The following is a 12051-nucleotide window of genomic DNA, read 5'->3' on the forward strand; positions in this document are numbered from 1 at the left end:
ATAATTTTATTACCACTAAAAAACAAACTATACTATGAAAATTGCTGTGGTTGGAACAGGTTACGTAGGGCTAGTTACGGGAACTTGTTTAGCCGAAACGGGAAACCAGGTTACCTGTGTAGACATCAACGAAAAGAAAGTAGAAATGATGAAAAGCGGCCAGGTGCCGATCTACGAACCAGGTCTCGAATTATTATTTAACCGCAATATAAGCCACAACAGGCTTAGCTTTACCACAAACCTGCAGGAGGCCATTAAAGATGCAAAGATCATCTTCCTGGCACTTCCTACCCCTCCTGGTGGAGATGGTGCTGCCGACTTGAGCTATGTACTGGGTGCCGCAAAAGATATTGCCAAACTGTTAAAAGAATATAAAGTGATCGTCACCAAATCAACTGTACCCGTTGGCACAGCCGATAAGGTAACTGCCATCATGAAACAACACACCGATTTGGAGTTCGCGGTTGTATCTAACCCTGAGTTTTTGCGGGAAGGCGTGGCTATTGACGACTTTATGAAACCGGACCGTGTGGTGATAGGAACAATGGATGAGCGGGCCCGCAAACTGATGGGCGAATTATATTCACCTTATGTGCGTCAGGGCAATCCTATTGTTTTTATGGATGAGCGTTCATCAGAGCTTACAAAATATGCTGCCAACTCCTTCCTGGCTACCAAAATATCCTTCATGAACGAGATTGCCAACCTTTGCGAAAAGGTGGGCGCCGATGTGGATATGGTAAGGCGTGGTATCGGTGCTGATGACCGTATCGGCAGGCGCTTCTTATTTTCGGGTATTGGTTATGGAGGCAGTTGTTTTCCGAAAGATGTGCAGGCTCTGGCCAAATCAGCTGAGGAGAATGAATATGAATTCAGGATACTGAACTCAGTAATGAAGGTTAATGAGATACAGAAGAAAGTTCTGGTTGAGAAATTAAAAAAATACTTTAAAGGTGATATAAAAGGCAAAAAATTTGCCATGTGGGGCCTTGCTTTTAAACCAGAGACTGATGACATACGTGAAGCCCCTTCGTTGTATGTGATCGATGAATTATTAAAAGCGGGAGCATCGGTTGTTGCTTTTGACCCTGAAGCAATGAATAATGTAAAGGCTTTATTGGGCGATCAGATCAGCTATGCTGAAAATCAATACAAAGCACTGAAAGATGCAGATGCTTTGCTGATCGTTACCGAGTGGTCTGTTTTCAGAACGCCGGATTTTGATTTGCTTGAAAATCTCCTGAAAAATAAAGTTATTTTTGATGGACGTAATTTATATGATCTGCAAAAAATGATTGATTGCGGTTTTTACTATAATAGCATAGGCAGAAAAGTAATTGAATAAATGAAAGATCGCAAACGTGTTTTAATAACCGGGGCAGCCGGATTTTTAGGTTCGCACTTATGCGACAGGTTTATCAAGGAGGATTACTATGTTATCGGCATGGATAACCTGATCACCGGCGACCTGCGCAATATCGAGCACCTGTTTAAACTGGAGAATTTTGAATTTTACCAGCATGACGTTTCCAAGTTCGTACACATACCGGGGGAGCTCCATTACATATTGCATTTTGCTTCGCCGGCCAGCCCGATAGACTATTTAAAAATTCCTATCCAAACATTAAAAGTAGGCTCACTGGGTACACATAATTTGCTCGGGTTAGCTCGTGCAAAAAAAGCCAGGATGCTGATCGCCTCTACTTCTGAAGTTTATGGTGACCCCAATGTAAATCCACAACCCGAAGAATACTGGGGGAATGTAAACCCTGTAGGTCCACGTGGTGTATATGACGAGGCTAAGCGTTTCCAGGAGGCTATTACGATGGCTTACCACACTTTTCATGGCCTCGAAACAAGAATAGTTAGGATATTTAATACTTATGGCCCGCGTATGCGGCTAAATGATGGGCGTGTTTTACCTGCATTTATTGGACAGGCCCTGCGAGGTGAACCATTGACTGTTTTCGGAGATGGCTCACAAACACGTTCATTCTGTTATGTTGACGACCTGATAGAAGGAATTTATCGCTTATTATTAAGTGATTATGCACAGCCTTTGAATATTGGCAACCCTGACGAGATCACTATACGTCAGTTCGGTGAAGAGATCATCAAACTAACAGGTACCGATCAGCAATTGGTTAGTTTGCCACTGCCGGCTGATGATCCAAAACAACGCCGCCCGGATATTACCAAAGCAAAGGCTATACTGGGTTGGGAGCCAAAAGTTTCAAGAAGCGAAGGTTTGAAAATTACTTATGAGTATTTTAAATCACTTCCTAAAACAGAAATCCTGCATAAAGATTTTACCTATTACAACAAAAAATAATGTCAAAAATATTAGTTACAGGTGGCTTAGGTTATATCGGCTCACATACCGTGGTTGAGCTGATCAATGCCGGTTTTGAACCAGTAATTGTGGATGACCTTTCCAATTCTCATCCTAAAATTTTAGATCAGATCACTAAAATAACAGGCCATAAGCCAGTATTTCACCAGCTTGATCTAAGTGATGAGCATACGGTTAAAAATTTGGCCACCGCTGAACCTGATATTGCAGGCGTAATTCATTTTGCAGCTTTTAAAGCAGTAGGTGAGTCGGTGCAACTACCCCTAAAATATTACCGGAACAATATCTATTCATTAGTTAATTTATTGGATGCCTATTATGGTAAGCCGATAAATTTTGTGTTTTCGTCCAGTTGTACAGTTTACGGTCAGCCGGATGTTTTACCGGTTACCGAGCAGGCGCCTATCAAACCTGCACAATCGCCTTATGGCAATACCAAACAAATAGCGGAAGAAATATTATTCGATACCGTTTCAGCAGGATCAGCATACAAAGTGATCGCTTTAAGATATTTTAACCCGGTAGGTGCACATGATTCCGCTTTAATAGGCGAATTACCTATTGGTGTACCACAAAACCTGGTGCCTTTTATCACACAAACCGCTATCGGTAAACGTGAAAAGATCACCGTTTTCGGGGATGACTACAATACACCGGATGGTAGCTGCGTTCGTGATTATATACACGTAGTTGACTTGGCCAAGGCCCATGTAGCTGCATTAAAACTAATGGAGAACAACAATTTTTCGGGCTATGATGTGTTTAATATTGGTACAGGCACCGGCACTTCAGTATTAGAGGCAATTAAAACCTTTGAAAGAGTATCAGGCTTAAAGCTAAATTATAGCATAGGCCCACGTCGTAGCGGTGACGTGGAGCAGGTTTGGGGTAATGTATCCAAAGCTGCAGAAAAATTAAACTGGAAAACAGATTTAGGTATTGATACTATGATGTCCTCAGCATGGGCATGGGAAAAATATATATCGCAAAATCCTTTATAGAAATAGGTTAGGATAGGGAATGAAGAAAATAATAATTACAGGTGGGGCAGGTTTCATCGGGTCGCATGTTGTTCGCCGATTCGTAACCAATTATACGGATTACAACATCATTAACCTGGATAAGCTTACTTATGCGGGTAACCTGGCTAATTTGAAAGACATTGAGCATTTGCCCAACTATAGGTTTATAAAAGGGGATATCACCGATACAGAGTTTATAAATGATCTTTTTGAAACAGAACAGCCTGATGCGGTTATTCATCTGGCTGCCGAATCGCATGTAGACAGGTCTATTACCAACCCGATAGAGTTTGTGATGACCAATGTTGTGGGTACCGTAACTTTGTTAAATGCTGCCCGCCATAGCTGGAAAAATCGTTATCATTCCACCCGTTTCTATCATGTATCCACTGATGAGGTTTATGGCAGCCTGGATGAAAACGGCATATTTACAGAGGCAACCAATTACGATCCGCATTCACCATATTCGGCTTCCAAAGCAAGTTCTGATCATTTTGTAAGAGCTTATCATGATACTTACGGATTGGATACCGTAATTTCTAATTGCTCAAACAACTATGGTTCTTACCATTTTCCTGAAAAGCTGATCCCGCTTGCTATAAATAATATCAAACAAAATAAGTCAGTTCCCGTATATGGGAAGGGCGAAAATATACGCGATTGGTTATGGGTTGAGGATCATGCACGGGCTATTGATGTGATATTCCATAAAGCAAAAACAGGGACAACCTATAACATAGGGGGCCACAATGAATGGAAGAACATTGACCTGATTAGACTGTTATGTAGTATATTGGATAGGAAATTAGGCAGGCCAGAAGGCGAATCAGCTAAATTGATCACTTTTGTGACAGACAGGGCCGGGCACGACCTGCGGTATGCAATTGATGCCACCAAATTAAAAAATGATTTAGGCTGGGTTCCGAGTATCACATTTGAAGAGGGATTGGAGAAAACAGTAGACTGGTACCTTGCTAATGAGGAATGGTTAAGCGATGTAACATCGGGGCACTATCAGCAATATTATAATGAACAGTATACTAACAGATAAAAATGTTTAGCTTTTTTAAGAAGAAGGATGCTCACGTTGCGATAAATTATGAACCCATTTGGGTAGATATGCACTCGCATGTTTTGCCTGGCATAGATGATGGCGCGCGTAATGTCGAAGATTCTATAGTGCTGATCGATAAGATGATGGAGCTGGGGATCAAAAAGATCATCGCTACTCCGCATATAATGGCTGATTATTATAAAAACACTGCTGAAACCATTAATAATTCACTTGAAATATTAAAAGCTGAGTTAAAAGAAAGAAACATCGATATAGAAATAGAGGCTGCTGCAGAACATTATTACGACGAAACTTTTGATGCCCGTATAAATGATCATAAGTTGATGACTATGGGTGATAATTACGTGCTTTTTGAGTTTTCATTCATCAGTATGCCGCCTAATGCTGTCGGTGCTATTTTACGTATGAAGGAACTGGGTTATAAACCAATCCTTGCCCACCCCGAAAGATATCCTTATATGGATATTGAACAATTAAGAAATATGCGCGACTGGGGCTGTATGTTGCAGATCAATACCATATCGCTAACCGGATATTTTGGCAAAGACGCTAAAAAAATGGCTGAAAGCCTGGTAGATAATGAACTGGTGGATTTTATATCAAGCGACATGCACCATTTAAAGCATGCCGAAGCATTCAAAACTGCATTGAAATTGCCTCATGTGATAAAATTGTTGAGCAATTACCCGCTTAAGAATATAATGCTGAAATAAGAATCAGGAATAAAGAGTCAGGAACCGGGACTCAGTAAGTAAAATATCCTGGTCCCCGGCTCTTGTATGTTCGGAAGATCGATTAATTCTTTATTGCCGGATCTGGTTTATTACTAGTGGCTACACTTCCTGCTTTTCTTTCTTCTTTCGGAGACTCAGTTGATTTTGAATCCTTAACTGTTGTTACCCCGGCATCACCTGGTCTTTGTTTCAGGGAATTTAATTCAACGGTTAATGAGTCATTTTTACTGGTCCACTCTTTTTGTTGTGCCTGTAATCCGTTAATATCCTTATTTAATTGAGTTATTTTGGATCCCTGGCTTTCAATAGTCATATTCCTGACAATAAGCGCTTCTTTTAAGCTGTCAGCTTTATTTTCAAGTCGTTTTATTTCTTCATTATGAGTATCTGTCGTACCCTCCAGCTTTGCTAATTTTATTTCTAATTGAACTAAACTTTCATTTTTGACGGACAGAGCTTTTTCGAGACTATCCGTCTTCCGGGTTAAAATTTCAATTCTTTCTTTTTTGCTTTGTGCATACACACTGGTCATTCCGGATATCACCACGCCAATCACTAAGATGACTAATTTTCCCCTTTTCATGATAATTAAATTTTATTGCCGCACATTAGTTATGTATTATTTATTCATGATCAGCGCGTTTAAATGAACGGAAGTATCGGATAAAAATTAGGGAAATTTAGACTGCAAGGCTTTCTTACCCATAAACAATCGAGAAAATTTATTGTTTACAAGTTAATAAATTTATTGCACAAAAATACGGTGGGAAGTGTATTGCCGAATTTTTGACTTCAAAATTTATACATAACTACTGAAAGTAAGTGCTAAATCCGAAATTAAACATCCGGAATTCGAAATAGAAATCACTCGTATCTTAACGCCTCAACCGGATCAAGTCTTGAAGCTTTTTTTGCGGGATAATAGCCTGATATCAAACCGATCAGTGTGCAAAGACAAATAGCGGCCAAAAGCCATCCCCACGGTATAACGAAAGTACCACTGATCTGCACGGCGATTAAATTCCCTATGGCGATGCCTAATATAATACCGCCTATACCCCCTATAATGCATATTACAATGGCTTCGATCAAAAACTGCTTGCGTATAACAGCAGGCGTAGCCCCGATAGCTTTACGCACACCTATTTCGCGGGTGCGCTCGGTAACTGAAACAAGCATGATATTCATTAAACCTATAGCCGCACCTAATAAAGTTATTACACCGATAACCACACCACCAGCTGTCATTCCGGCTATCTGGCCGGCTAACTCTTTTTGGATTGAGTCACTCCTGGAGATTTCAAAATTGTCCGCTTTATGGACATTCAACCCACGTACGTTCCTGAATAAAGAAGTAGCTTCACCTACAGTGGCATCCAGTGTATTTGGACTGCTTGCCTTTACCGTAACTGTGAATGAAATATTTTTTAGGGTATCCATCTGCTTGGCTTTAAGCACGGGTATGATGCAAAACTTATCGCCGCCAAAACCAGCACTTGATCCTTTTGAAGCAAAAACACCAACTACCCTAAACTTGAAATTACCAATAAATATAAATTTATTGATCGGATCTTCATTTTTAAAAAGGCGCTTTTTTATCTCGTTACCTATCATCACCACATTGTCGCCATGCTGCAATTCCGAAGCAGAAAAATTACGACCGAAACCCAGTTTGCGACCGCCTGTGGCTAAATAATTTTCGTCAGAGCCGGTAACTGATATATTGGGGTTAGTTTTAAGATTGCTGTATTTAGCTACTGCAGTTCCGGTTACATCCAGGTTGATAGCCGTTACAGCAGGCAGGCTAAACAATGATTTAAAGCGGGATGCTTGTTCGTAAGTGATGCTGGGATAGACCTTACGATGTCCGCCACCGCCAAAATTGAGTCCCTCACCCCGATTTTGCAGGGTGAAGGTATTAGCCCCTAAGTCGGCAAAAGCATCATTTGTATACTGTTCAATACCACCAATAGCTGTTAAAATACCTACCAGCGCCATAATTCCGATTGCAATAATTAGCGAGGTAAGCGAAGTACGCAACCTGTTACCGGCAATAGATTGTAAAGCTATCGCAATGTTTTCTTTAAGAGAGGTTTTTACCGGCATAGCGCAAAATAAATTCTGTTGTATGACTAAGCTATATGCCGGTTTGTTACAATCATTGTGGACTTAAATATTCTTTCTGCGCTAAATAGTAGTATGCCCAAAACATATGGTGTACAAAAACATTCTTCGGATCGCTTTGAAATTTTGAACGATAGTCTTTATCGGGCATCAATACTACCTGCGAACCACAGCTCGTATAGTTATTGTCATGAAGATAAACCGGCTCAGTAAATTTAGGTAAATACTTTTTTATCAATACGTATACCTGGGTCCCTAAATATTTCTCGTTTGCCTGTTGGGCTTTTTCAGGCTTCTTTTTCAATTGGCTATAATGATCAAGGTAAACTTCTTTGAAAAAGGCTTGTTTTTTTGTCACCTCATCTGTATTGGTATATGGATTTGGCGAACTGAAATCATTTAACGTCTGAATAGAAAAAGGTGTTTCAGGTACCCAATCGGCAGCGTTTCTTACAGATATACCCCATCCCCCACGTGTGAGATAATCATAATCATATACATAATAGCCATTGCCTGGTTTTGGAGGCGCACTGCAATAAGTTTTAAAAGTTATGTTATTAGATAATAACTGGGTTGCTTGCAGATCAGCAATATAAGAGCGTAGCAAGTATGCTATAGCTGCGCCTTGGCTGTGCCCCATAATGATAAAGTTTTTATATCCCTTTGCTTCGTTTAGCCAGATTATTTTAGGAATAATAGTTTTTGAAAGATCAGCTAAACCCAGCAGCCAGCCAATGTGCACCCCTGCTCTTGGATCGCTAGCCAGATGATATTTAAAGCTAGTTGAATTATCGATATGCAATTGTCCGCTTGCCGGCACCATTGCTGCATAAAAATTTTCGAGCCAGCTGGCATCTGATTTTGTAGTACCCCTTATACTGATCACTGCTGTACCCTTCGTGTTTACCCATAATTCCCACCTGTTTTTTAACGGCCCTTCCGGCGAACGATAGATAATGCGATATTGACCTGGTAGCGGAGTAGGGTCTCCCTTCAGTGTATCCTTAAACTGCTGTCTTGATATACGTAGCATTTCAAGGTATTCATTTGCGTCAAAGCCAGGTTTTAGTTGTGCATTAGTAACCGTTGTAAGTAATAAAAAAAAGATCAGGGGGTAAAAATATTTCATAATTACAGTTAAATTTTAATTAGGCATAAAAAATATTCACCAAAAGGCGATAAACCTTAAACGGTAATTGGTTTAAAAAAGATTCTTTAGATAGCGGTTTATTTAATGCATTTATATCAGGTGGTTATAAATTGAAACAGGTTTATAATTAGCTAAAATAAATTTCACCTTCAGCAATAATAAACTAAGATTTCAGTTAAAGACCAATTTAAAAAGACAAAGGCTTGATTTCATCAAAGCCATTACCTTTAAATTTTTTATATAATAGCTTAAAGACACTTAATTGGCTTAACAAGCACCTTTGCGAAAGGAAATTGTGTATTATGATCGTTCTCCGATTCAGAAGGAAGTTTAAAGGATGTTGCGACTGATAATCTGAAATTTTTTATTCGTTATTTAATAGGAGCTAAAAAGTTTCAATTGGTAGAGAGTGCCTGCTACAATATAAAGACCTAAAATTGTATCATAATTGTTACAAAAATAAAAAAGCATCCGCCTTTTGACGCATGCTTACTAAAATCTTATAATGAATACTATTTATACCGAAAATGAAGTGCCACAACCGCAGGTACTGGCGGCATTAGGATTATTAAAAGTAAAGCCACGGGCATTTAACCCGTCCTGGAAATCGATCTGCATACCTGCTAAGTACAGGCCATGAGCTTTATGCATATAAACTTTAATGCCATCGATCATATATATCTGGTCTCCGTCTTTTTGCTGGTCAAAACCTAAAACATAGCTCATACCAGAACAGCCGCCACCTTCAACACCCACACGCAGACCGAACTCATCATTCAGTTCCTGCTGATCTTTTAATTTGTTCAATTCTTTAATAGCGCCCTGTGTAAAGGTTACCGGTGCCAATGCAGTTTCAACAGCTGTACTCATCTTATTTTAAATTAACTATACAAATATAAGGTAAAATGCAGATTTTTGCTTTTTGTCAAATATTTATGACCTCAGCCTAACACTAAATTATATGAACTCTAATTACTTACTTGAAATTTTAAAACTGATTGTTGCCGGTGTAGGCGTGGTTTATATGGCTTTTTATCTGTTAAAGCCTTATCTGGACAAGTCGGAAAGCCTGCAATTGATAGAACTTAAAAAAAGCATAAGCAGTCAGACTTTGCCTTTACGTTTTCAGGCTTATGAGCGTATTGTACTATTTGTTGAGAGAGTGAACCCCTCAAATATGCTCGTACGCGTGGGTGGTACCGAGCTTTCGGCGGTTGAGTTGCACAGTATTGTAGTAGCTGAGATACGGAATGAGTTTCAGCATAACATCACACAACAGATATATGTAAGCAGCCGTGCATGGGCCATCGTGAAGCGTGTGAAAGATGATACGCTGAGCATAATAACCAATGCAGTGAAAGGGTTACCTGCAAATGCCACTGGTCTGGATCTAAGCAAGACTATACTTGCACATTTGAGCCATTTGGACGATAATCCTTATGATATTGCCCTGAACATCATAAGGGAAGATATGGAAGCATTCTTTTAATATCGGATTTCGGATTTTCGATTTCGGAATTCGATATTTAAAAGTGTTATAAATATTGCATTTAAAAAACGTGGAAGTATTTAAATTGAAAATTCTACATTCGAAATCAATTTATGTCCGGTAAAAAATTCACGACTACCTCGGGTATCGAAATTAAAGAAGTTTATTGCCAACCTTCAGCAATGAACGAGTTGCCGGGCGAATTTCCGTTCACACGGGCCATTCAGAAAGATATGTACCGGGGTAAACCCTGGACCATGCGCCAGTATGCCGGGTTCTCCACAGCTGAAGAGTCAAACAAACGCTATCATTACCTGCTCAGCCAGGGAACGATGGGCCTTTCAGTGGCGTTTGACCTGCCCACGCAGATTGGCTATGATTCGGACAGTGATTTTTCTGAGGGTGAAGTAGGCAAGGTTGGTGTTGCAATTGATTCGTTAAAGGATATCGAGGTATTGTTTGACGGTATTGAGCTGAAAAACATCACTACTTCCATGACCATCAATGCGACGGCATCCATTCTTTTGGCCATGTATATTGCCTTAGCCAAAAAGCAGGGAGCTGATCTGAAACAACTATCAGGCACTATACAAAATGATATCTTAAAAGAATATGCTGCACGCGGGACCTATATCTACCCGCCAGTGCCTTCCATGCGGCTTATTACCGATGTATTTGAATATTGCAGCAAGGAGGTACCGAAATGGAACACCATTTCTATATCGGGCTACCATATCCGTGAGGCAGGTTCAACAGCCGTACAAGAACTGGCATTTACTTTGGCCAATGGCAAGGCTTATTTACAGGCAGCTTTAACCAAGGGACTGGATATAAATGTATTCGCCAAAAGACTGTCCTTCTTTTTTAATTGCCATAATAATTTTTTTGAGGAGATAGCGAAGTTCAGGGCTGCCCGGAGGATGTGGGCACATATTACCAAAGACCTGGGTGCAACCGATCCCGGCGCTCAGAAACTACGTTTTCATACGCAGACAGGCGGATCAACCTTGACTGCCCAGCAACCCATGAACAATATAGTAAGGGTAACTACCCAGGCGCTTGCAGCAGTTTTGGGCGGAACACAATCCTTACATACCAATGGGTATGACGAAGCGCTATCATTACCTACAGAGACAGCAGCTAAAATTGCTCTGCGTACACAACAGATCATCGCTTTTGAAAGCGGAGTAACGGACACAGTTGATCCGATGGCAGGTTCGTTCTTTATAGAAGAGCTAACCAACGAGCTGGAAAAAGCAGCACAGTTGTATATAGATAAAATAGACGCTATGGGCGGGGCCGTTAAGGCCATTGAGCAGGACTATATACAACAGGAGATAGCCCGGTCAGCTTATGAATATCAGAATGAGATCGAAAGCGGTGAAAAAGTGATCGTCGGAGTCAATCGTTTTATACAACAGGAAGCTCCTGCCGAGAATGTTTTCAGGGTGGATGATTCGATCAGAAAGATGCAGGCTGATAAAATAACCGAATTAAAATCTTCCAGGGATAGTGCTGCAGTCAATGATGCCCTTCATCAATTGAGCGAAGCTGCCAAAGGAACTCAAAACTTAATGCCCTTTATACTAACTGCGGTCGAAAGCTATGCCACCCTGGGGGAAATTGCGAACACCTTGCGGGGAGTATTTGGAGAATACTGACAAATCTGTCTTTTTTTCCAGCCAATTGACAGTAAAGCCCATTCTGTCATATCCACAAAAATGGCCTGTTAAAAAATTATTCAACGTATTAACAGGCGGTTAACTTTTAATACATTCATGACATAAAACGGTGGCTCAACTATTGATACACCAATAACGTAAAAGGAATATTATTATTTATGAAAAGCAAACTAAAAAAGCAGGAGAAAAATGCAAAAACAGCGTTTACACTGTTGGAAACTAATATTTGCCACTCGTGCAAAATATAAGTTTTTTATTTTATAATTCCTCATATATATCATTAATATATGATGAAATTATTCAATTAAATTTTAAAATTTAATTTTTTAAATAGCTTTTTTTTTGAATATTCGATGTTCCGTAACAGCCCCATTGGATGTGTCGTTGGGGGGTTGTAAATCAAGATTTTAATAAAAACTTAT

General features: G+C 39.9%; 11 protein-coding genes. 7 read left to right on the plus strand and 4 right to left on the minus strand.

Annotated elements, in window-relative coordinates:
- Positions 1-34: 34 nt before the first annotated feature.
- Genes ACPPVU_RS25810 through ACPPVU_RS25830 form a run of 5 tightly spaced genes read left to right on the plus strand, consistent with a single transcriptional unit; the run spans position 35 to position 5163 of the window.
- Positions 35-1345, plus strand: coding sequence for a UDP-glucose dehydrogenase family protein (locus ACPPVU_RS25810; protein ID WP_426669619.1), 1311 nt, complete (start codon positions 35-37; stop codon positions 1343-1345).
- Positions 1346-2332: a UDP-glucuronic acid decarboxylase family protein gene (locus ACPPVU_RS25815; protein ID WP_426669620.1), complete on the plus strand. Its 987-nt coding sequence runs from the start codon at positions 1346-1348 to the stop codon at positions 2330-2332.
- A complete protein-coding gene (gene galE, locus ACPPVU_RS25820; protein ID WP_426669621.1) occupies positions 2332-3354 on the plus strand; it encodes a UDP-glucose 4-epimerase GalE in 1023 nt (340 codons plus the stop codon). The genes ACPPVU_RS25815 and galE overlap by 1 nt, the downstream gene beginning before the upstream one ends.
- A gap of 19 nt (positions 3355-3373) precedes the next feature.
- A complete protein-coding gene (rfbB, locus tag ACPPVU_RS25825; protein ID WP_426669622.1) occupies positions 3374-4426 on the plus strand; it encodes a dTDP-glucose 4,6-dehydratase in 1053 nt (350 codons plus the stop codon).
- Between the two features lie 2 nt (positions 4427-4428).
- Positions 4429-5163, plus strand: coding sequence for a tyrosine-protein phosphatase (locus ACPPVU_RS25830; protein ID WP_426669623.1), 735 nt, complete (start codon positions 4429-4431; stop codon positions 5161-5163).
- Positions 5164-5245: 82 nt separating this feature from the next.
- Here ACPPVU_RS25830 and ACPPVU_RS25835 read toward each other — a convergent pair whose 3' ends face one another.
- The 4 genes from ACPPVU_RS25835 to ACPPVU_RS25850 all read right to left on the minus strand — a co-directional run bounded on the left by ACPPVU_RS25835 (position 5246) and on the right by ACPPVU_RS25850 (position 9328).
- The gene (locus ACPPVU_RS25835; RefSeq protein WP_426669624.1) at positions 5246-5767 is read right to left on the minus strand and encodes a hypothetical protein; all 522 of its coding nucleotides are present in this window, start codon (positions 5765-5767) and stop codon (positions 5246-5248) included.
- 281 nt (positions 5768-6048) lie between these two features.
- Positions 6049-7290 (minus strand): ABC transporter permease, encoded by a 1242-nt coding sequence (locus ACPPVU_RS25840; RefSeq protein ID WP_426669625.1) that lies wholly within the window; start codon positions 7288-7290, stop codon positions 6049-6051.
- A gap of 52 nt (positions 7291-7342) precedes the next feature.
- Complete coding sequence (locus ACPPVU_RS25845; protein ID WP_426669626.1) at positions 7343-8437, minus strand: lipase family protein; 1095 nt, start codon at positions 8435-8437, stop codon at positions 7343-7345.
- Between the two features lie 537 nt (positions 8438-8974).
- The gene (locus tag ACPPVU_RS25850; protein ID WP_426669627.1) at positions 8975-9328 is read right to left on the minus strand and encodes a HesB/IscA family protein; all 354 of its coding nucleotides are present in this window, start codon (positions 9326-9328) and stop codon (positions 8975-8977) included.
- A 91-nt stretch (positions 9329-9419) separates the two neighbouring features.
- Between ACPPVU_RS25850 and ACPPVU_RS25855 the strand changes: the two genes are divergently transcribed.
- Together ACPPVU_RS25855 and ACPPVU_RS25860 are read left to right on the plus strand one after the other, a co-directional pair.
- Positions 9420-9947: a hypothetical protein gene (locus ACPPVU_RS25855; RefSeq protein WP_426669628.1), complete on the plus strand. Its 528-nt coding sequence runs from the start codon at positions 9420-9422 to the stop codon at positions 9945-9947.
- Between the two features lie 113 nt (positions 9948-10060).
- Positions 10061-11608 carry an acyl-CoA mutase large subunit family protein gene (locus ACPPVU_RS25860; protein WP_426669629.1) on the plus strand — a complete coding sequence of 516 codons (1548 nt, stop codon included), beginning with the start codon at positions 10061-10063 and terminating at the stop codon, positions 11606-11608.
- Positions 11609-12051: the final 443 nt, after the last annotated feature.

This window comes from Mucilaginibacter sp. McL0603, from assembly GCF_049992945.1.
In the GTDB taxonomy this organism is placed as follows: Bacteria; Bacteroidota; Bacteroidia; order Sphingobacteriales; family Sphingobacteriaceae; genus Mucilaginibacter.